The sequence below is a fragment of the Streptomyces sp. NPDC042002 genome (assembly GCF_055588305.1).
This window is the reverse complement of sequence record NZ_JBVJCT010000001.1, coordinates 607,028-626,342: the sequence shown is the minus strand read 5'-3', so window position 1 is coordinate 626,342 and position 19,315 is coordinate 607,028. Positions and strand designations below refer to the sequence as shown.

Genomic DNA, 19,315 nt, shown 5'->3' with positions numbered 1-19,315 from the left:
CTTTGTACTCACCCTCTCGGGCTTTCCTCCGGGCGCTTCCCTTCGGTCTTGCGTTTCCGACTCTATCAGACCGTTTCCGTATCCGATTTCCTCGGCGCTTTCCAGGTTCCCGCTTCCGCGTTTCCCTTTCCGGCGAGTCCGACTCTATCAGATCCTTTCGGGCCTGACTCCCAGTCAGCGGGGCTTGTCTTCAGGCCTTTTCAGCGCTTTTGCGTTTCGCGGCCTTTCGACATTCACTACGTTAGCCGATTCCCTCGGCGCCTCATAATCGAGATTCCGCGAGTTCGAATTCAGGCATGCAGGCACGCCGAATAAGCCCCGGCTGGAGGGAAGTCGTAGGTAGTGGATTGGCCGCTCTCGGCTGCTGGCTGAAACGCCGTAACCGGTTCAAGCGGCTCGGGCTACATTACGGATCCCCCAGGGGCGCGTCAAGTTGAGCGGCGGCGGGGCGCGTGGGCGCGATAAGGGCTCACCGTCGGGTCGTCGTCGACCCAGAAGCGCCAGGGATGGACGCCTCCGTCGCCGGAGACTCCGGTGCGCGGCCCGTTACGCACCTGGTGGGAGTGGACCGGAGTACCCCTGAGCAGGGTCAGAGGCGAACCCGCGGGACCGCAGGCGTCCACGCCGTCGAGTGACCGGTCCACCCCCAGTGCCGTCGCGAGGCGGGCCGGCCCTTTGGCCAGTTCCTTGTCATATCGGGCCGAGAGTCGACGTTTGCGGGCGAGGTCCACGCCCTCGGTGACCTCGCCGGCCCGGAGCAGGACACCACTGGGTCTGCCCTCCGGACCGCACACCAGATTCATGCAGTGCCACATGCCGTAGGTGAAGTAGACGTACACATGCCCGGGCGGCCCGAACATCACGCCGTTGCGGGCCGTGCGGCCGCGGTAGGCGTGCGATCCGGGGTCGTTCGGACCGTCGTAGGCCTCGACCTCGGTGAGGCGCAGTTCGATCGGACCGTCCTGGGTGACACGAACAAGGACGCGTCCCAGCAGGTCGGGGGCGACGTCCAGTACAGGGCGGTCGAAGAAGTCCCGCGTCAGGGGCGTACGGTCAGGGGCCGCGATCATGGCGTACGAGCGTAGTCCCTCCGTCCCGGCGGCGTCCGGAGCGGTTCGGAACAGTCCGGACGGATGCCTGTCGGCGGGGTGGTCAGGGGTCCTCTCCCTTGTAAGGGTGAGGACGCGGAACCGGTCGGGGCCGGATCGCGTTTGTAGGGATCAAGGGATCCATGCGGACAGAGGACGGAACAGGCGTTGCCTGGGGAGGAAGTGACGACATGGGGTTCAAGCGGCTGCTTGCGAGCTTGGGGGCCGGTGGGGCTTCGGTCGAGACGGTGCTGACCGAGGCCAACACCGTTCCGGGCGGCGTCGTCCAGGGTGAGGTGCGGATCCAGGGTGGTTCGGTCGACCAGTCGATCGAGGGGCTGTCGGTCGGCCTGCAGGCCACGGTCGAGGTCGAGGGCCACGACGACCAGGAGTACAAGCAGAACATCGAGTTCACGAAGCTGCGGCTCGGCGGAGCCTTCCAGCTGCAGGCGGGTGCCGTGCACTCGGTCCCGTTCGGGCTGGAGATTCCGTGGGAGACGCCGATCACCATGATCGACGGGCAGAGCCTGCGCGGAATGCACATCGGTGTGACCACCGAGCTGGAGATCGCCCGCGCCATCGACTCGGGTGACCTCGACCCGATCAATGTGCACCCGCTGCCGGCGCAGCAGGCGATTCTCGACGCCTTCATCCAGCTGGGCTTCCGCTTCAAGAACGCGGACATGGAGCGCGGCCACATCCGGAACACGCGTCAGCGGCTGCCGTTCTACCAGGAGATCGAGTTCCACCCGCCGTCGCAGTACCGCGGGCTGAACCAGGTCGAGCTGAGTTTCGTCGCGGACGACCGGGCGATGGACGTCATCATGGAGATGGACAAGAAGCCGGGTCTCTTCAGTGAGGGCAGCGACTCGTACCGCTCCTTCGAGGTGGGTCTGCACGACTTCCAGGGCACGGACTGGGCCGGGTACCTGAACCACTGGCTGTCGGAGGTCGGCAGCAAGCGCAGCTGGTTCTAGGACCAGGCAGCGTCGGCGTCCTCCGTCGTGATCGGCCGGACAGGTCATAGGCTCGGAGCAGAGATTCCGCCGTTCAGGAGGTACTGACGTGACCGAGCTCAAGAGGCCGCCGCTCCCGCACGACTTCCATCCGCCGGTGCCGGCGTTCGCGGTCGCCAGCGAGGATTTCGAGGCGGGCGCGGTGCTGAAGGACGCGCAGGTCTACGCGGCCGGGAACACCTCGCCGCAGCTGAGCTGGGAGTACTTTCCGCCGGAGACCAAGAGCTTCGCCGTGACGTGCTTCGATCCGGACGCCCCGACGGGGAGCGGGTTCTGGCACTGGGTGGTGTTCGACATCCCGGCCTCGGTGACGGAGCTGCCGACGGGTGCGGGCAGCGGCAAGTTCGAGGGGCTGCCCGACGGCGCGGTCCAGGTGCGCAACGACTACGGGTCCCGGGACTTCGGTGGCGCCGCGCCGCCGGCCGGGGATCCCGCGCACCGGTACGTCTTCACGGTGTACGCCGTGGATCAGGAGAAGCTCGGTCCCGACGCGGAGGTGTCGCCCGCCGTGGTGGGCTTCAATCTGCGGTTCCACACGCTGGCGCGCGCCCAGTTGATCGGTGAGTACGCCTCTCCCGCCGCAGACTGACGTTCACCGAACGTTTGCCCGCCTCTGGTCATGGAAGTGATCAGGGGCGGGCATTTTTTATTGCGTTGTCCATCTCGGCGTGCCCGGCCAGAGTTGATCCCAGCCCGCCGCAGGTGGGCCGGTGCGCAAGAGGAGGTGGGCTGGATGCGGGACACGCTGGTACTGAACGCGAGCTTTGAGCCGCTGTCGACGGTGACGTTGAACCGAGCCGTCGTTCTGGTGCTGCAGGACAAGGCCGTCGTCGAGCAGGCCCACCCCGAACTGCGCATGCGCGGAGCCGCGCTGGACATACCCGTGCCCCGGGTGATCAGGCTCTGCCGCTACGTCCGGGTGCCGTTCCGAAGACAAGCACCGTGGTCGAGGCGGGGTGTGCTGGTACGCGACCGGCACAGGTGCGCCTACTGCGGCCGCCGGGCCACGACCGTGGACCACGTGGTCCCGCGTGCCCAGGGCGGCCAGGACTCGTGGCTGAACACGGTGGCCTCCTGCACGGAGGACAATCAACGCAAGGCGGACCGTACGCCGGAGCAGGCCCAGATGCCGTTGCTGCGGCAGCCGTTCGAGCCGACACCCGCGGACGCCATGCTGCTGGCGCTCGGCCGGGACGACTTCGCCGCGCTGCCGGAGTGGCTGGCCCAGCCGGCCGCGTAGCCCGTACGACGATGGGGCCCACCTCTCGCGCGAGGTGGGCCCCATCGTCGTACGGCGTCAGTCCGTGATGGACGGCTTCTCGCGGCGTTCGGTGCCGCCGCCCGAGTCCGAGGAGGATCCACGGTTGCCCGAGCCCGAACCCCCGCCCAGCCCACCGAAGTTGCCCATGGCGCCGCTGAGGCCCTTGAGCGCGTCACCGATCTCGCTGGGCACGATCCAGAGCTTGTTGGCGTTGCCCTCGGCGATCTTCGGGAGCATCTGGAGGTACTGGTAGGAGAGGAGCTTCTGGTCCGGGTCTCCGGCGTGGATGGCCTCGAAGACCGTACGGACGGCCTGGGCCTCACCCTCGGCGCGCAGGGCCGCGGCCTTGGCCTCACCTTCGGCGCGCAGGATCGCGGACTGCTTCTCACCCTCGGCGGTGAGGATCTGCGACTGCCGGATGCCTTCCGCGGTGAGGATCGCGGCGCGCTTGTCTCGGTCGGCGCGCATCTGCTTCTCCATCGAGTCCTGGATGGAGGTGGGCGGTTCGATCGCCTTCAGCTCGACACGGTTGACGCGGATGCCCCACTTGCCGGTGGCCTCGTCGAGGACGCCGCGCAGGGCCGCGTTGATCTCCTCGCGGGAGGTCAGGGTCCGCTCCAGGTCCATGCCGCCGATGATGTTGCGCAGCGTGGTGACGGTGAGCTGCTCGATCGCCTGGATGTAGCTGGCGACCTCGTACGTCGCGGCCCGCGCGTCGGTGACCTGGTAGTAGATGACGGTGTCGATGTTGACGACCAGGTTGTCCTGGGTGATCACCGGCTGCGGAGGGAACGGGACGACCTGTTCACGCAGGTCGATGCGGTTGCGGATCGAGTCTATGAACGGGACGACGATGTTCAGGCCGGCGTTCAGTGTCCGTGTGTAGCGGCCGAAGCGCTCGACGATGGCGGCGCTGGCCTGTGGGATGACCTGGATGGTCTTGATCAGGGCGATGAAGACCAACACCACCAGAATGATCAGGACGATGATGATCGGTTCCATCGATGCTCCCCGTACCCTTCTCCACTCGGTAATTCCGAAAGATCTCATGGGTGTTGAAGATCTTGCTGGACGAGTGTGACAGAACGTCGTCTGCCACGTGGGGCGTTCGGTTCACTTGCGTTGTGCGAGGTCACATGACGATCGCCGTCGCTCCGTCGATGTCCACGACATCCACTTCCTGGCCCACCTCGTAGGCCAGTCCGGCGTCGAGGGCGCGCGCCGACCAGATCTCTCCGCCGAGCTTGATGCGGCCGCCTCCCGAACTGTCCACGCGCTCCAGGACGATGGCCTGCTTGCCCTTCAACGCCTCTATGCCGGTGGCGAGTTGGGGGCGCTGCGCGCTGTGCCGAGCGGCGATGGGGCGTACGACGGCGATGAGCGCGACCGACACGACCACGAAGACCAGCACTTGGAGGACGACACCGCCGCCGAGGCCCGCGGCGACCGCCGCCGCGACGGCGCCCACGGAGAGCATGCCGAACTCCGGCATGGCGGTCACCACGAGCGGGATGCCGAGTCCGGCCGCCCCGACCAGCCACCACACCCATGCGTTGATGTCGTTCACATGGTCATGGTAGGACCGCACTCCCCCGGCGGACAGAGCGCGCGATCAAGTTGGGTACGCCGGGTGACGGGTGTGCGTCCGCCTGCCGAGACGGTTCAGGCCATCGGAAGGCCCTGCGCGGTCCAGCGCTCGCCGACCTGCTCGACGACGAGCGGGAGGCCGAAGCAGAGGGAGAGGTTGCGCGAGGTGAGTTCGAGCTCCAGCGGGCCGGCGGCGAGCACCTTGCCCTGACGGATCATCAGGACGTGGGTGAAGCCGGGGGCGATCTCCTCGACGTGGTGCGTGACCATGATCATGGAGGGGGCGATCGGGTCGCGGGCGAGCCGGCCGAGGCGGCGCACGAGATCCTCGCGGCCGCCGAGGTCGAGGCCGGCCGCGGGCTCGTCGAGGAGCAGCAGCTCGGGGTCGGTCATCAGCGCGCGGGCGATCAGGGTGCGCTTGCGCTCGCCCTCGGAGAGGGTGCCGAACCTGCGGTCCAGGTAGTCGCTCATGCCGAGGCGGTCGAGGAAGGCGCGGGCGCGCTTCTCGTCGATGTCCTCGTAGTCCTCGTGCCACCCGGCGGTCATGCCGTACGCGGCGGTGAGGACCGTCTGCAGGACGGTCTGGCGCTTGGGAAGCTTCTCGGCCATCGCGATTCCGGCGATGCCGATGCGCGGTCGCAGCTCGAAGACGTCGACCTGGCCGAGGGTCTCACCGAGGATCGTGGCGGTGCCCGCGCTGGGGAAGAGGTAGCTGGAGGCGACGTTCAGGAGGGTCGTCTTCCCGGCGCCGTTGGGGCCGAGGATGACCCAGCGCTCCCCCTCCTTGACCGACCAGGAGACCTGGTCCACCAGAGCCCGGCCCTCGCGGACCACGGATACGTCCACCAGCTCCAGTACATCGCTCATGAGCGCGTTGTCTCCCATTACAGTCTCGGCCGTCGCTTACGTCTGTGGACGAAGCCCCCAGGGAAAACCTACGCCACCGGTCGGCCGCACCGATCCATCGGCCGGTCCTTAGGGTGGGGGCATGCTCTCGGAACCACGCTCAGGACAGCTGACGGCATGGGGAAATGCCCTATTGGCCGGACTTGTTTCTCCGGACGACGCCGTGCTCGCCATCGTCGGGGACGACGCGGTGCACCGGGTCGAGGGGTTGCCCGGGGAGGCGGCGCCGGTCGGGCTGACGCTCGCCCTCGGCCGGCTGCGCAGGCTCGGGGCGACCGGACTGCGGGTCGCGCTGCCCGCGCCGGGGCATCCGCTCGGGCTCAGCGGGCCGCCCGCGTTCAACGCGCGCGCCCTCGACGCCGAGGAGGCCGTGGTGTGTCACGGCGCGGCGCTGGGGCTCGTGCCGGAGATGTACGAGGCCGGGCCCGTCGGCGATGTGCATGTCGAGGTCGTCTGGCACTGTCTCGCCGTCCGCGAGGCGCCGCCCGCCGATGTGCCCTCGCTCGGGGAGGCCGAGCGGGAGCTGGCGGAGGCGCTCCGCGACGCGACGGAGGTGCTGTCCCGGCTGGATGTGGCCGGGTCGGGGCCGGTCGCGGCGGCGGCGATCGAGGCGTACCGGGCGCGGGCCGAGCGGGGGCGGGAGGTGCTTGCCCCCGGGTACCCGCCGCGTGCGGTACGCGTGTTGGAGCTGGCTCAGCGGGTCGGGATGCTGATTTCCGTGGCGTACGAGAGCGGACACGGCGGGGCGGTGAGCGCGTCGGAGATCGCCGCTCGGGCCGAGGCGTTGCGGCCGGTGGAGCGGACGGCGCGGCGGGCGCAGGTGGCCGCGTACAACGCCTTCGTGGAGGAACGCGAGCGCGGGCCGCGCTGAACGCCGCTCAGCGCGGGATGCGGGTGCCTTGAGTGGCCGGGGTTCGCCGAGCGCGCGGGCACCTGGGGTGTCCTGCTCGCTCGGGGCTGCGTGGATCGGCGGGGTCCCCGGGCGCACGAACACCCTGGGGTGTCCTGCTTGCGCGCACGGGGGCCTGGGGTGTCCTGCGCGCGCGGGGCTGGCGTGGATCGCCGGGTTCTCGGGGCGCGCGGGCACCTGGGGTGTCCCTGCTCGCTCAGGGGCTTGCGTCGATCGCCGGGTTCTGCGGGCGCACTGGCATCTGAGGTGTCCTGCTCGCTCGGGCTCGTGTGGCTCGCGTTCCGGGGCGCGGCGGCCTCCGTGCGCCCCCGGCGCTCGGGGGTGTCCGGCGCCCTGTCCGGGTCACGTGCCCGGGCACTCCGGCCGCCGACAGGGCGGACCCTCGGGCGCCCGAAGGCTCGGGTGCCTCGGGTGCTTCGCGTGGTCCGGGGGCCCGGGAGCCCTGGTCGGTGTGGCGTGGGAAAGGCCCCGCGAAACGTTTCCGTTCGCGGGGCCCCTGTGGCCGGCGGTGGCTCAGCCGTTGACGCCCACGTTGCCGAACGCCGGGTTCAGGGCGCCGATGACGTTCACGCTGTTCCCGACCACGTTCACGGGGATGTGGACCGGGAGCTGGACGACGTTGCCCGAGCCGACGCCCGGCGACTTCGCGGCCGCGCCCTTGGCACCCGAGTCGGCGACGGCGGCACCGGCACAAGCGCCCGCGGCGATACCGGCGACGGTGACGGCCAGGGCGGCCTTCTTGGCGATGTTCATGGGAAGTGTTCCTCCTGCGTATACGGATCCGACCCTGCCGCGGGTCGTACGCTGAGCAACGCCGGGGAGTCGGGGACGGCACGGGATGACCGTACGGATTGCCCCGTCCGGTTCAGTCCGCCGATGAGCCGACAAGCCGACCGGCCCCCCAGGGACACCCTGGAAGGCCGGTGGTCGTGGTCGTTCCGGTGGGGAACCTCAGTGGTTGAGGCCGAGGTTGCCGAAGGCCGGGTTCAGGGCGCCGATGACGTTCACGCTGTTGCCGACCACGTTCACCGGAACGTCGACCGGGGCCTGGACGAGGTTGCCGGAGACGACCCCTGGGGAGCCCACGGCGGCGCCGCCCGCCGACGCGCCGTCCGTCGCCGAGGCCATGCCCGCACCGGCGGCGACCAGGCCGCCCGCCACCATCGCGACGGCTGTGAACTTCTTCAGGTTCTTCACTTGCGAAACCCCTCCTCGCGAACACCGCGGCGGACCGCCGCGGCGCACTGGAGAACGGCCGGACCCCGGGGAGGATGCGCCATCCGGGTGACATACACCCGACGGTATGAATCTCATCCCGGAGCGGAACCCTCCGAGTTGTCGCGCGGCGGCACGTCCCGCCCGTTCTCCAGGGGAGTGCGCCGGGGCACGGATCCCCTGGTGGGCGGCCTCCTGACGGTCAGTCCGCGATTCCGTGGCGTACGGCCCAGAGCGCGGCCTGGGTGCGGTCGGCGAGGTCGAGCTTCATCAGGATGTTCGAAACGTGGGTCTTCACCGTCTTCTCGGAGAGGACGAGGGCGCGGGCGATCTCCCGGTTGGAGCGGCCGTCCGCGATCAGGCCGAGGACCTCACGCTCCCGCTCGGTGAGCGAACCGCTTCTCCCCTGACCCGAGTTGACCACCTCCTGGGACAACAGGGCCCCTGCGACCTCGGGTTGGAGGACGACGTGCCCCGCGTGGACCGAGCGGATGGCTCCGGCCAGCGCGTCGGGGTCCACGTCCTTGTAGACGTACCCGGCGGCGCCCGCGCGCAGCGCCGGCACCACCGTGCGCTGCTCGGTGAAGCTGGTGACGATCAGCACGCGCGCGGGGTTGGCGAGTTCACGGAGCTTGCGCAGCGCGTCGACGCCGTCCATCCCCGGCATCTTGACGTCCATGAGGACGACGTCCGGTTTCAACTCCTCGGCACGGTCGACGCCTTCGGCCCCGTCGGACGCCTCTCCGACGACCTCGATGTCGTCCTGCACTTCGAGGAAGGTGCGCAGTCCCCGGCGGACGACCTGGTGGTCGTCGACGAGCAGCACCTTGATCGCGTCAGCCACCAGGAACCTCCATTTCGATCACGGTGCCCTTTCCGGGCGCCGATTCCACGGTGAGTGTGCCGCCGACCCCGCTCGCCCGGTCCCGCATCGACACCAGGCCGAGATGGCGGCCGGCGCTGCGTATCGCGGTGGGGTCGAAGCCGCTGCCGTCGTCGGTGACGTGCAGGACGGCGCCGGGGCCGCGCCGGTCCAGGGTGACGTCGACGCGGGTCGCGCCGGAGTGCCGCAACGCGTTGTGCAGGGCCTCCTGGGAGACCCGCAGCATGGCCTCCTCCTGGGAGGCGGGCAGCGCTCGTACGCCGTGGCTGGCGAAGGTCACGCGCGCGGAGTGGGCGCGGTCGAGGACCTGGATCTGGGTGCGCAGGGTGGCGACCAGACCGTCCTCGTCGAGGCCGGCGGGGCGCAACTCGACGACGGCGGCGCGCAGTTCCTCGGTGGCCTCGGCGGCGAGCGCGGCCACGTGCTGGAGTTCGCCCTTGGCGCGGGAGGGGTCGCGGTCGACGAGGGTGGCGGCGGCCTGGGCGGTGAGGCGCAGGGAGAACAGCTTCTGGCTGACGGCGTCGTGCAGTTCGTGCGCGAGCCGGGAGCGCTCCTCGGCGATCGTGAGCTCGCGACTGCGTTCGTAGAGCCGGGCGTTGGTCAGGGCGATCGCCGCGTGCTGGGCGAGGATCGTGAGGAGTTCCTCGTCGTCCTCGGTGAAGCCGCACCTGCCGTCCGGCGTGGGACACGGCTGTCCCTCCGCGGAAGGCAGCTTGTTCGCGAGGAAGAGCGCGCCGATGATCTCGTCGCCGTCGCGGATGGGCAGGCCCAGGAAGTCGGACATGTCGGGGTGGGCCTCGGGCCAGCCCTCGAAACGGGGGTCCTTGCGGACGTCGGCCAGGCGCTCGGGGCGGGCCTCGCGCAGCATCGCGGCGAGGATGCCGTGCTGGCGCGGGAGCGGCCCGATGGCTTTCCACTGCGCGTCGCTGACCCCGTCGACGACGAACTGGGCGAAGCCGCCGTGGTCGTCAGGCACGCCGAGTGCCGCGTACTGCGCGTCGAGCAGTTCGCGGGCCGAAGCGACGATCGTCTTGAGGACGTCGCGCACTTCGAGATGCCTGCTCATGGCCAGCAGCGCGGAGCTCACCGCGTACAGGCCCGACCGGGGTCCGTGACTCATGACCCCAAAGTACCGGCGGGGTGTGACAGCGCGTATCGGACCTGTGCGGTGTCCGCCCGGCCATTGGGCCTAGGACGAAGGGCCCCTGATCATTGCGGCCCGCGCACGAGGCGGCCGGGCGGGCCCCGTTCCTACCGTGAGGACACCCGCCGGGAAGGCGGTCGGAGCGAGGGGACGGATGTCATGCCGGTAGCGATCATCACGGGGGCCTCGAAGGGGCTGGGGAGGGCGCTCGGCGCGGCTCTGGCGGAGCGCGGCTGGGATCTGGTGCTCGACGCCAGGACGGCCGGGGTGCTGGAGGAGACCGCGGCGGCGCTGTCCGCGTACGGGACGCGTGTGGCGGCCCTGCCCGGGGACGTCACGGACGCCGGTCACCGCGCCGCGCTGGTGGCGGCGGCCCGGAGGCTGGGCGGTGTCGACCTGCTCGTGAACAACGCGAGCGCGCTGGGCGCGGAGCCGCTGGTGCGTCTGGAGGAGCTGGGCCTGGACGGTCTGCGGCAGGCCCTGGAGGTCAATGTGGTCGCCGCGCTGGGCCTGATCCAGGAGGCGCTGCCGCTGCTGAGGGCGGCCGGGGCGGGCGCGGTCGTCGGCATCAGCTCGGACGCCGCGGCGGAGGCGTACGAGACCTGGGGCGGCTACGGCGCCTCGAAGGCCGCTCTCGACCGTCTCTCGGCGGTCCTCGGAGCGGAGGAGCCCGGCCTGCGGGTGTGGGCGGTGGACCCCGGGGACATGGGCACGGACCTCTATGCGGCGGCCGTACCGGACGACGACGCTCCGAGGCCGGCGCCGGACCGTGTGGTTCCGGCCTTTCTGCGCCTGCTCGACGAGCGGCCGGCCAGCGGACGCTACGCGGCTGAGGCCCTGCTGGAGGAGCGGTGACGACGGCGATGGGCGTTCCTCCGGCCGGGCGCGGCCGGGAGTGGGGAAGCCTTCCGGAGGAGCTGTCGGCGCGGGTGCCGGCGGAGCAGCGCGGTCCCGGCCGCGACCGGGATTCCGTACGGCTGCTGGTGTCGCGCGGTACCGAGGTGTCGCATCACGCGTTCGTGGAACTGCCCGGGCAGCTCCGGGCCGGGGACCTGCTGATCGTGAACACCTCGGCCACCCTGGCGGCGGCCGTGGACGGGCGGATCGACCGCGCGCGCGTGGTGGTGCATTTCTCCACGCGGGGCGATGACGGACGGTGGGCGGTCGAACTGCGGGACCCCGACGGAAGGGGGACCACGCGTGCGCGTGCGGGCGGCCCCGCGGGGACAGTGGTGTGCCTGCCCGGGGACGTACGCCTCGTCCTGGAGGAGCCACTGACCGCGCGCAGCCCGCGCTTGTGGTGGGGGCGGGTGTCGGACCCGGACGTACTGAGGCTGCTGCGGCGGCACGGGCGGCCCATTCGCTACTCCTATACGGAACGGGACCAGCCGCTGTCCGTGTACCAGACGGTGTTCGCGCTGCCGTCCGGCGACGGTACGGGGAGCGCGGAGATGCCGAGCGCGGCGCGCCCCTTCACCGCGCGGCTGGTGGCGGAGCTGGTGAGCCGGGGAGTGCAGTTCGCGCCGGTCACGCTGCACACGGGGGTCGCGTCGGCGGAGGCGCACGAGCCGCCGTATCCGGAGCGGTACGAGGTGCCGGCGGTGTCGGCCCGGCTGATCAACGCGGCGCGGGCCGGCGGGGGCCGGATCATCGCGGTCGGTACGACGGCCGTGCGGGCCGTCGAGTCCGCGACCGGCGCGGACGGGCTGGTCCGGGCGGCGAAGGGCTGGACCGGCCTCGTGGTGACCCCGGAGCGCGGCGTGCGGGCCGTCGACGGGCTGCTGACCGGGCTGCACGAGCCGGAGGCCTCGCATCTGCTGATGCTCGAGGCCATAGCGGGAGGGGCGGCGATCGACCGCGGGTACGACGCGGCAGTGCGTACGGGCTACCTCTGGCACGAGTTCGGGGACGTGCACCTCCTCCTCCCGGAGGAGAGTCCTCACTCTGAGCATTGCTCTCGCAACTCCCGGTCAGAATGATCTGAGGCCCCTGTGAGCCCGCGCATAGGGTGCAGGTCACGTACGAAGGAGCATAGGAGATAAAAGGGACAAGATGACCAGGGAAGACATGCCAGTCTGCCCCGATTTGCCCCATCCGTGTCCACTATCGGGCTTCGTACGTCACAGCTTTGCCAGGGCATTTTGCGACCGCTAAGAATTGCGTTGTCGCTCAGCGCGGCGGGTTCTCCCCCGCAGCGTTTGTTCCGGAAACACAGTCCCCCGCCGGGACGAAGAGCGACCTCCGCGCTATTCGAAGAGGTCCATCAGTCATGCCCAAGAACATCAACACTCCTGGTCATCGTCCGACGCTGACCAAGCTCCACAAGCTCTCGATCGCCGGTGTGGCCACCCTCGGTGCCGCCGCCCTCGCGTTCTCCCTGGTACCGGGCAACTCGCACACCACCACGGACGACGCCGCCGCCCCCACGGCGCAGGTCGCCTACAGCGAGCACCAGATAAAGGACGTCAAGGCCGGCGTCACCGGCGCCCTGGCCGGTGCCGACCTGAAGGCCCAGGCCATCGCGGCGAAGCACAAGGCCGCGGCCGACTCCGCGGCCGCGGTGAAGAAGAAGGCGGCGCACGCGGTGGCGGCCCACACAGTGGCCGTCAAGAAGAAGGCGGCCGTCCAGGCCGCCGCGAAGAAGAAGGCCGTCGCCGAGCGCGCCAAGACCGCCGTCGCGAGCCGCTCCACGCAGCGCATCAAGCTCCAGACGGTCGCCGCGAAGACGTACGCCAACAACCTCGACGGCTGGATCCGCGAGTCCCTCGACATCATGAAGTCGAAGGGCATCCCCGGCTCCTACGAGGGCCTGCACCGCAACATCCTTCGTGAGTCCTCGGGCAACCCGATGGCCATCAACGACTGGGACGTCAACGCCATCAACGGCATCCCGTCGAAGGGCCTGCTCCAGGTCATCCCGCCGACGTTCAAGGCGTACCACGTGGCCGGCACCTCGTGGGACATCTACAACCCGGTCGCCAACATCACCGCCGCCGCCAACTACGCGGCCGACAAGTACGGCTCGATGGACAACGTCAACAGCGCCTACTGAGGACTCAGCGCGGAGTTCCCACACAGACGCCGAAGGGCGGCACCCCGATCCGGGGTGCCGCCCTCGCGTCGTTCCCGGGCCTCTACTTGCGCATGACCTCGGGCTCGTGGCGGCGCAGGAAGCGGGCCACGAAGAAGCCGCAGACGACACCGAGGACGATCAGCGCGATCATGTCCAGGGTCCAGGCCCCGGCCGTGTGGTTCCACAGCGGGTCCGTGCTCGTCGGGTCGTCCTGGTTCGGGAAGATGTTGTTCAGGTCCAGCGTGGCCCCGGACGCGGCCACCGCCCAGCGGGCCGGCATCAGGTACGAGAACTGGTTGACGCCGACCGTGCCGTTCAGGATGAACAGACAGCCGGTGAAGACGACCTGGACGATCGCGAACATGACCAGCAATGGCATGGTCTTCTCCGCGGTCTTCACCAGCGAAGAGATGATCAGACCGAACATCATCGACACGAAGCCCAGAGCCATGATCGGCAGCGTGAGCTCGATCTTGGGCAGGCTCTTGAGGATCAGCCCCTGGGCCGGCACCTCACGGCTGCCGAAGCCGATGGCGCCGACCAGAGCGCCCTGCAACAGGGTGATCACCCCGAGGACGATCACCTTGGACATCAGGTACGCCGAACGCGACAGGCCCGTCGCGCGTTCCCGCTCGTAGATCACCCGTTCCTTGATCAGCTCACGGACCGAGTTGGCGGCGCCCGCGAAGCACGCGCCGACCGCGAGGATCAGCAGCACGGTCGTGGCCGTGCCGTTCGCGACATGGGCGCCCGAGGGCAGCACCTTGTCGTTGACCAACAGCGTCTTGCCGTTGTCGATGAGCAGGCTGACCGAGCCCAGGACGGCCGGCAGGATCACCGTCAGCGCCAGGAAGCCCCTGTCCGACGCGATCACCGATGCGTAGCGGCGGATCAGCGTCATCAGCTGGGAGCCCCAGCTCTGCGGCTTCGGCGGCTTCATCGCCTGCGCCGACGGCATCTGCGTCGACTGCGGGGCCACCGCGTCGATGTCCGCCGCGTACATCTGGTAGTGCTGCGAGCCCTTCCAGCGGCCCGCCCAGTCGTAGTCGCGGTAGTTCTCGAACGCGGAGAAGACGTCGGCCCAGGTCTCGTAGCCGAAGAAGTTCAGCGCCTCCTCCGGCGGACCGAAGTAGGCGACGGCGCCACCGGGCGCCATCACGAGGAGTTTGTCGCAGATCGCCAGCTCGGCCACCGAGTGCGTGACGACGAGGACCGTACGGCCGTCGTCGGCGAGGCCGCGCAGCAGCTGCATGACATCGCGGTCCATGCCCGGGTCGAGACCGGAGGTCGGCTCGTCCAGGAAGATCAGCGACGGCTTGGTGAGCAGTTCCAGGGCCACCGAGACGCGCTTGCGCTGGCCACCGGAGAGGGAGGTGATCTTCTTCTCCTTGTGGATGTCCAGCTTCAGCTCGCGCAGCACCTCGTCTATCCGGGCCTCGCGCTCCTGGCCCGTGGTGTCGGCGGGGAAGCGCAGCTTGGCCGCGTACTTGAGGGCCTTCTTGACGGTCAGTTCCTTGTGCAGGATGTCGTCCTGCGGGACCAGACCGATGCGCTGCCGCAGCTCGGCGAACTGCTTGTAGAGGTTCCGGTTGTCGTAGAGGACGTCGCCCTGGTTGGCGGGGCGGTAGCCCGTGAGCGCCTTCAGGAGCGTCGACTTGCCGGAACCCGACGGGCCGATGACCGCGACGAGCGACTTCTCGGGCACGCCGAAGGAGACGTCCTTGAGGATCTGCTTGCCGCCGTCGACGGTGACCGTCAGGTGGCGGGCCGAGAAGGAGACCTCACCGGTGTCGACGAACTCCTCCAGCCGGTCGCCGACCAGACGGAACGTCGAGTGGCCGACGCCGACGATGTCGTTCGGGCCGAGCAGCGCGGAGCCGCCCTTGGCGATCGGCATACCGTTGACGTACGTGCCGTTGTGCGAGCCGAGATCGCGGATCTCGAAGCGGCCGTCCGGTGTCGCGTGGAACTCGGCGTGGTGGCGCGAGACCTGGAGGTCGGAGACCACCAGCTCGTTCTCCAGCGCGCGGCCTATGCGCATCACCCGGCCGAGCGAGAACTGGTGGAAGGTCGTCGGGCTGCGGTCGCCGTAGACCGGCGGCGCCCCCGCGCCACCACCGGGTCCCTGCTGCTGCGGAATGCCCGCCGCCTGCTGCGGTTGCCGCACGGGCTCCGGCGTCTGCGGCGTCGGCGGCTGAGCCCAGCCGGGGCCCGCACCCTGCGCCGCGAAAGGCTGTTGCTGCGGCTGCGCCACCGGGGCCGCGGCACCGGACACGCTCAGGCGCGGTCCGTCGGTCGCGTTGCCGAGGTGCACGGCCGAGCCGGGACCGATCTCCAACTGGTGGATCCGCTGCCCCTGTACGAACGTGCCGTTGGTGCTCCCATGGTCGTCGATGACCCAACTACGGCCGTTCCAGCTGATCGTGGCGTGACGCCAGGAGACCCTGGCGTCATCGAGCACGATGTCCCCCTGCGGATCACGTCCGAGGGTGTGAGGCCTGGACGCGTCGAGCGTCCAGGTCCGTCCATTCAATTCCAGTACGAGTTCCGGCACTCCAGCCCCACTGAGTTGTCCCCCGAGTTACCCCCATCACAGGGAGTCTAGGGATGTCGAACATCGTGGGGAACTATTTCAGTAGAGGCCCCATGACCGAAAGCCGGGCCTTGTGAACGACGCCCACGGGCGGGTTGCCCGTTTCCGTTGACGGGGTTGAAACCGGCCCGGAGAGTGGTAATCCCACGCGAGGGGGACATTCGCGGGGAACACCGCGGCGCGGATCGGGGGGTCTGGCGATGAGCATCGGGACCATGCACCACGGCGGGAGCACCAGGAGTGTGCCGTGGGGGGATGTGCTGTTGTCCGCGATAGCCTCCGTGAGCTGGGCGTTGATCGGCATGGCGGGCACCGCGGCGCTCGGTCTGCACCTGCTCGGGGCGGACACGGCGGCCTCGCTCGGCCCCATGACCGCCGCGGTGGTGGCTCTCGGGGCAGGCGGCGCCGTGACCCCGTCCGGCAACGTCTCCGCCTTCGGGCTGAAGGGGGCGGACGCGCACACCGCCATCCAGATCACGCCGCTCGGCGTCGGGCTGGTCGGCGCCCTGCTGCTGTCGTGGTTCTTCCTACGGTCCTTGCGCGGGGCCGGAGTTGTCATCGCCCCGGCCGAACTCCTGGCGCGGGCGGGCTCCGTGATCGTCGTGTTCGTGGCGACGCTGGGCGGGCTCGCCTGGGCCGGACACGACGTCATCACGATCGACGGCGGCAAGCTCGGGCTCGACAAGGTCACCGGCGGGGACGGCGGGCTCGGCAAGATCACGGACAAACTCCCGGGCGGGCTCGGGGACCTCGGCGGTCTGCTGCCCGGCAAGATCGGCGACCTCGTGAAGGCGAAGGCGGCCGTGGGCTTCTCCGTCGACACCACGCCGACGCTGCTCGGCGGGGCCGCGTGGGCCGCCGGCGTCCTGCTGATCGCTCTGCTGGCCTCCCGGCGTACGCCGTTGCCGCGCGGCTGGGACGCCGTGCACCGCGCGGTGCGACCGGCCGTCTCCTCGCTCGTCACCGTCCTGCTGGTCGCCGTGCTGGCCGGGCTCACGGCGGCGGCGTACGCGGCGATCGGCGACGCCCACCCGAAGCGGATCGCGGGAGCGGCGCTGCTCGGGGCACCCAACGGTGTGTGGCTGGGCATCCCCGTCGGTCTCTTCGTCCCCTGGGACGGCAGGGCCACCGGCGAACTCGCCAAACTGCTCCCCGACCCCCTCGACAGGCTGCTGACCGTCGACACCTCCCGGCCCGTAACGCTCGGGCGGCTCGCCGAACTCGACGGTCGTGTATGGCTGTTGGGGGTCGCCGCCGCCCTGATGATGCTGTACGCGGGCGTCCTGACGGCCGCGCGTACGCCATTTGTACGGGCGGGTGCTGCCGCCGCTGCGGGGGTTCCGGGTGCTTCGGCTGTACGGGGTGAGAGTGCTCTGCGGTTCGCCGGGCACTGCGCACTTCGGCTCGGGGTCGTGACGGCACTGGCACTGCCGCTGCTCGCGTGGCTGACGGAGGTGTCGGTGGACGCCTCCCTGTCCGTGCTCGGGTTCGACGCGTTCGGGGCGGGGATCGAGTTGCACGGGCGGTTGGGGGTGGCGTTGGTGCTGGGGGCTCTCTGGGGGGCGGGGGCCGGCGCGGTGGGCGCGCTCCTGGCTTGTGCGAGTGGGGCCGCGGGGCGGAGGGCCGCGGGGTTGGCACGGGGTGACTTGGGGGGTGCGGGGCTCGGGGAACCCGGGGAGCTCGGCAGTGCTGGTGCTCGTGCCGCTGACAGTGCTGGTGCCGGGCCGTATCGGCCTCGGGGGTCGTACCGGGCACCCGACCCCGACACCAATCCGTATCTGAAGGTGCCGGACGAGTTGCGGGAGCCGGCGGACCGGGGGCCGGCACCGAGGAGTTCCAGGGCGCCCGGTGACGTGTACGGGGCACCCACCGTGGTGGGACCGATCGGCCCCCCGCCGAAACGACGACAGGACGGCCCGCCACCGCCACCTTCTCCACCACCGGTTCCACCCTCGCCGAACGAGGGTCCACCACTCCCTCCACACAGGCCCCGACACTGAGGATGCACGGCTACGCCGGTGCGAACTTCAGCCCCTGCGGCGCTTACGGAACGGGGTCCGGGGCGGAGCGAAGATCCAGCCCCTCCGGCGCTTGAGGAGCGGGGCCTGGGGCGGAGCCCCAGGGGTGCGGGCAACCGGCCGGTGCGGGCAACCGGCCGGTGGGGGGTGTCGTGGGATGTGGTGGACGCACCCGCGCAGCGGGGGTGGTCCGTTTGTCACCCGTGTGCCGTTTGGGTGTCACCCACTGTTCCGTGTCCGCTAGGCGGACCGGGCGGGCAGGAGGCACTGGGTGCCGGATACGGTGGGAACACCATGAGCGCTTCGCAGACCTCTGATGTACCCACTCTCCTTGTCAAGATCTTCGGCAAGGACCGGCCGGGCATCACCGCCGGACTCTTCGACACCCTCGCCGCCTGGTCCGTCGACGTGGTCGACATCGAGCAGGTCGTCACCCGGGGCCGGATCGTGCTGTGCGCGCTCGTGACCGAGCCGCCCGCCGGCCTCGAAGGTGATCTTCGGGCCACCGTCCACAGCTGGGCGGAATCGATGAAGATGCAGGCGGAGATCATCTCCGGCCTCGGCGACAACCGCCCGCGCGGATCCGGACGTTCGCTGGTCACGGTGCTCGGGCACCCCCTCACCGCGGAGTCGACGGCCGCCATCGCCGCGCGGATCACGAAGACCGGCGGCAACATCGACCGTATCTTCCGGCTGGCCAAGTACCCGGTGACCGCGGTCGAGTTCGCGGTTTCCGGTACGGAGACCGAGGCACTGCGCACCGCGCTGGTGACCGAGGCCTCGGCACTCGGTGTGGACATCGCGGTGGTGGCCGCGGGCCTGCACCGGCGGGCCCAGCGGCTGGTCGTGATGGATGTGGACTCCACGCTCATCCAGGACGAGGTGATCGAGCTCTTCGCCGCGCACGCCGGGTGCGAGGACGAGGTCGCCGGGGTGACGGCGGCCGCGATGCGGGGCGAGCTGGACTTCGAGCAGTCGCTGCACGCGCGCGTGGCACTCCTCGAAGGGCTGGACGCGTCGGTGGTGCAGAAGGTGCGCGAGGAAGTGCGGCTGACGCCGGGCGCCCGCACCCTGATTCGCACGCTGAAGCGACTCGGATTCCAAGTCGGTGTCGTCTCCGGCGGGTTCACGCAGGTGACCGACGATCTGAAGGAGCGGCTCGGGCTCGACTTCGCCCAGGCCAACACGCTGGAGATCGTCGACGGGAAGCTGACCGGCCGGGTCACCGGGGAGATCGTGGACCGGGCGGGCAAGGCACGGCTGCTGCGCCGGTTCGCCGCCGAGGCCGGGGTTCCGCTGGCCCAGACCGTGGCGATCGGCGACGGCGCCAACGACCTCGACATGCTGAACGCCGCCGGCCTCGGGGTCGCGTTCAACGCCAAGCCGGTCGTACGCCAGGCCGCGCACACCGCGGTGAACTTCCCCTTCCTCGACACGGTGCTGTATCTGCTGGGCGTCACCCGTGAAGAGGTCGAGGCCGCCGACATGCACGAGGACGACAACGCTCACTGAGTGACGTCCTACGACGGACGGGGGGGGGGGGGGGGGGGGGGGGGGGGGGGGGGGGGTGGAGGGGGGGGGGGGGGGGGGGGGGGGGGGGGGGGGGGGGGGGGGGGGGGGG

General features: G+C 70.2%; 18 protein-coding genes. 9 read left to right on the top strand and 9 right to left on the bottom strand.

Annotation, left to right across the window (positions count from 1 at the left end; all coding sequences use genetic code 11):
* Positions 1 to 428: 428 nt before the first annotated feature.
* Positions 429 to 1,070, bottom strand: coding sequence for a DNA-3-methyladenine glycosylase (locus tag ACZ6KY_RS02750; RefSeq protein ID WP_469308476.1), 642 nt, complete (start codon positions 1,068 to 1,070; stop codon positions 429 to 431).
* Positions 1,071 to 1,279: 209 nt separating this feature from the next.
* On the opposite strand from ACZ6KY_RS02750, the gene ACZ6KY_RS02745 reads away from it, so the two are divergent.
* The 3 genes from ACZ6KY_RS02745 to ACZ6KY_RS02735 all read left to right on the top strand — a co-directional run bounded on the left by ACZ6KY_RS02745 (position 1,280) and on the right by ACZ6KY_RS02735 (position 3,344).
* Positions 1,280 to 2,065, top strand: a complete 786-nt coding sequence (locus ACZ6KY_RS02745) for a sporulation protein (protein WP_469308475.1) — start codon at positions 1,280 to 1,282, stop codon at positions 2,063 to 2,065.
* Positions 2,066 to 2,153: 88 nt separating this feature from the next.
* Positions 2,154 to 2,693 carry a YbhB/YbcL family Raf kinase inhibitor-like protein gene (locus ACZ6KY_RS02740; RefSeq protein WP_469308474.1) on the top strand — a complete coding sequence of 180 codons (540 nt, stop codon included), beginning with the start codon at positions 2,154 to 2,156 and terminating at the stop codon, positions 2,691 to 2,693.
* A 144-nt stretch (positions 2,694 to 2,837) separates the two neighbouring features.
* A complete protein-coding gene (locus ACZ6KY_RS02735) occupies positions 2,838 to 3,344 on the top strand; it encodes an HNH endonuclease (RefSeq protein WP_469308473.1) in 507 nt (168 codons plus the stop codon).
* Between the two features lie 57 nt (positions 3,345 to 3,401).
* On the opposite strand, the gene ACZ6KY_RS02730 is transcribed toward ACZ6KY_RS02735, so the two are convergent.
* The 3 genes from ACZ6KY_RS02730 to ACZ6KY_RS02720 all read right to left on the bottom strand — a co-directional run bounded on the left by ACZ6KY_RS02730 (position 3,402) and on the right by ACZ6KY_RS02720 (position 5,819).
* Positions 3,402 to 4,367, bottom strand: a complete 966-nt coding sequence (locus ACZ6KY_RS02730) for an SPFH domain-containing protein (protein ID WP_469308472.1) — start codon at positions 4,365 to 4,367, stop codon at positions 3,402 to 3,404.
* Between the two features lie 130 nt (positions 4,368 to 4,497).
* Positions 4,498 to 4,932, bottom strand: a complete 435-nt coding sequence (locus ACZ6KY_RS02725; RefSeq protein ID WP_469308471.1) for an NfeD family protein — start codon at positions 4,930 to 4,932, stop codon at positions 4,498 to 4,500.
* A 95-nt stretch (positions 4,933 to 5,027) separates the two neighbouring features.
* Positions 5,028 to 5,819 carry an ABC transporter ATP-binding protein gene (locus ACZ6KY_RS02720; RefSeq protein WP_469308470.1) on the bottom strand — a complete coding sequence of 264 codons (792 nt, stop codon included), beginning with the start codon at positions 5,817 to 5,819 and terminating at the stop codon, positions 5,028 to 5,030.
* Between the two features lie 121 nt (positions 5,820 to 5,940).
* Here ACZ6KY_RS02720 and ACZ6KY_RS02715 point away from each other — a divergent pair, with 121 nt between their 5' ends.
* On the top strand, positions 5,941 to 6,729 hold the full coding sequence (locus tag ACZ6KY_RS02715) for a hypothetical protein (protein WP_469308469.1): 789 nt from the start codon (positions 5,941 to 5,943) through the stop codon (positions 6,727 to 6,729).
* A 552-nt stretch (positions 6,730 to 7,281) separates the two neighbouring features.
* Here ACZ6KY_RS02715 and ACZ6KY_RS02710 read toward each other — a convergent pair.
* The 4 genes from ACZ6KY_RS02710 to ACZ6KY_RS02695 form a co-directional block, all read right to left on the bottom strand.
* Positions 7,282 to 7,521, bottom strand: coding sequence for a chaplin (locus ACZ6KY_RS02710; protein ID WP_469308468.1), 240 nt, complete (start codon positions 7,519 to 7,521; stop codon positions 7,282 to 7,284).
* Positions 7,522 to 7,719: 198 nt separating this feature from the next.
* Entirely contained in the window at positions 7,720 to 7,965 is a 246-nt protein-coding gene (locus ACZ6KY_RS02705; RefSeq protein WP_469308467.1) for a chaplin family protein, read from the bottom strand.
* 220 nt (positions 7,966 to 8,185) lie between these two features.
* Positions 8,186 to 8,827, bottom strand: coding sequence for a response regulator (locus ACZ6KY_RS02700; RefSeq protein WP_469308466.1), 642 nt, complete (start codon positions 8,825 to 8,827; stop codon positions 8,186 to 8,188).
* The gene (locus ACZ6KY_RS02695) at positions 8,820 to 9,986 is read right to left on the bottom strand and encodes a GAF domain-containing sensor histidine kinase (protein ID WP_469308465.1); all 1,167 of its coding nucleotides are present in this window, start codon (positions 9,984 to 9,986) and stop codon (positions 8,820 to 8,822) included. Before ACZ6KY_RS02695 ends, ACZ6KY_RS02700 begins: the two co-directional genes overlap by 8 nt.
* 183 nt (positions 9,987 to 10,169) lie before the next feature.
* Between ACZ6KY_RS02695 and ACZ6KY_RS02690 the strand changes: the two genes are divergently transcribed.
* The 3 genes from ACZ6KY_RS02690 to ACZ6KY_RS02680 all read left to right on the top strand — a co-directional run bounded on the left by ACZ6KY_RS02690 (position 10,170) and on the right by ACZ6KY_RS02680 (position 13,062).
* The gene (locus ACZ6KY_RS02690; protein ID WP_469308464.1) at positions 10,170 to 10,865 is read left to right on the top strand and encodes an SDR family NAD(P)-dependent oxidoreductase; all 696 of its coding nucleotides are present in this window, start codon (positions 10,170 to 10,172) and stop codon (positions 10,863 to 10,865) included.
* Positions 10,862 to 11,989 (top strand): S-adenosylmethionine:tRNA ribosyltransferase-isomerase, encoded by a 1,128-nt coding sequence (locus tag ACZ6KY_RS02685; protein WP_469308463.1) that lies wholly within the window; start codon positions 10,862 to 10,864, stop codon positions 11,987 to 11,989. The genes ACZ6KY_RS02690 and ACZ6KY_RS02685 overlap by 4 nt, the downstream gene beginning before the upstream one ends.
* A gap of 290 nt (positions 11,990 to 12,279) precedes the next feature.
* A complete protein-coding gene (locus ACZ6KY_RS02680; RefSeq protein ID WP_469308462.1) occupies positions 12,280 to 13,062 on the top strand; it encodes a transglycosylase SLT domain-containing protein in 783 nt (260 codons plus the stop codon).
* An 82-nt stretch (positions 13,063 to 13,144) separates the two neighbouring features.
* Here the strand turns inward: ACZ6KY_RS02680 and ACZ6KY_RS02675 are convergent, their stop codons facing one another.
* Entirely contained in the window at positions 13,145 to 15,637 is a 2,493-nt protein-coding gene (locus ACZ6KY_RS02675) for an ABC transporter ATP-binding protein/permease (RefSeq protein ID WP_469308461.1), read from the bottom strand.
* 239 nt (positions 15,638 to 15,876) lie between these two features.
* Here ACZ6KY_RS02675 and ACZ6KY_RS02670 point away from each other — a divergent pair, with 239 nt between their 5' ends.
* Together ACZ6KY_RS02670 and serB are read left to right on the top strand one after the other, a co-directional pair.
* Entirely contained in the window at positions 15,877 to 17,676 is a 1,800-nt protein-coding gene (locus ACZ6KY_RS02670; protein ID WP_469308460.1) for a streptophobe family protein, read from the top strand.
* Between the two features lie 312 nt (positions 17,677 to 17,988).
* Positions 17,989 to 19,206: a phosphoserine phosphatase SerB gene (gene serB / locus ACZ6KY_RS02665; protein WP_356782493.1), complete on the top strand. Its 1,218-nt coding sequence runs from the start codon at positions 17,989 to 17,991 to the stop codon at positions 19,204 to 19,206.
* Positions 19,207 to 19,315 lie beyond the last annotated feature (109 nt).

Coding starts and splice junctions, on each gene's coding strand:
- ACZ6KY_RS02750 (WP_469308476.1), bottom strand. CDS start 1,070: ATGATCGCGGCCCCTGACCGTACGCCCCTGACGCGGGACTTCTTCGAC.
- ACZ6KY_RS02745 (WP_469308475.1), top strand. CDS start 1,280: ATGGGGTTCAAGCGGCTGCTTGCGAGCTTGGGGGCCGGTGGGGCTTCG.
- ACZ6KY_RS02735 (WP_469308473.1), top strand. CDS start 2,838: ATGCGGGACACGCTGGTACTGAACGCGAGCTTTGAGCCGCTGTCGACG.
- ACZ6KY_RS02730 (WP_469308472.1), bottom strand. CDS start 4,367: ATGGAACCGATCATCATCGTCCTGATCATTCTGGTGGTGTTGGTCTTC.
- ACZ6KY_RS02720 (WP_469308470.1), bottom strand. CDS start 5,819: ATGAGCGATGTACTGGAGCTGGTGGACGTATCCGTGGTCCGCGAGGGC.
- ACZ6KY_RS02715 (WP_469308469.1), top strand. CDS start 5,941: ATGCTCTCGGAACCACGCTCAGGACAGCTGACGGCATGGGGAAATGCC.
- ACZ6KY_RS02710 (WP_469308468.1), bottom strand. CDS start 7,521: ATGAACATCGCCAAGAAGGCCGCCCTGGCCGTCACCGTCGCCGGTATC.
- ACZ6KY_RS02695 (WP_469308465.1), bottom strand. CDS start 9,986: ATGAGTCACGGACCCCGGTCGGGCCTGTACGCGGTGAGCTCCGCGCTG.
- ACZ6KY_RS02690 (WP_469308464.1), top strand. CDS start 10,170: ATGCCGGTAGCGATCATCACGGGGGCCTCGAAGGGGCTGGGGAGGGCG.
- ACZ6KY_RS02680 (WP_469308462.1), top strand. CDS start 12,280: ATGCCCAAGAACATCAACACTCCTGGTCATCGTCCGACGCTGACCAAG.
- ACZ6KY_RS02670 (WP_469308460.1), top strand. CDS start 15,877: ATGAGCATCGGGACCATGCACCACGGCGGGAGCACCAGGAGTGTGCCG.
- serB (WP_356782493.1), top strand. CDS start 17,989: ATGAGCGCTTCGCAGACCTCTGATGTACCCACTCTCCTTGTCAAGATC.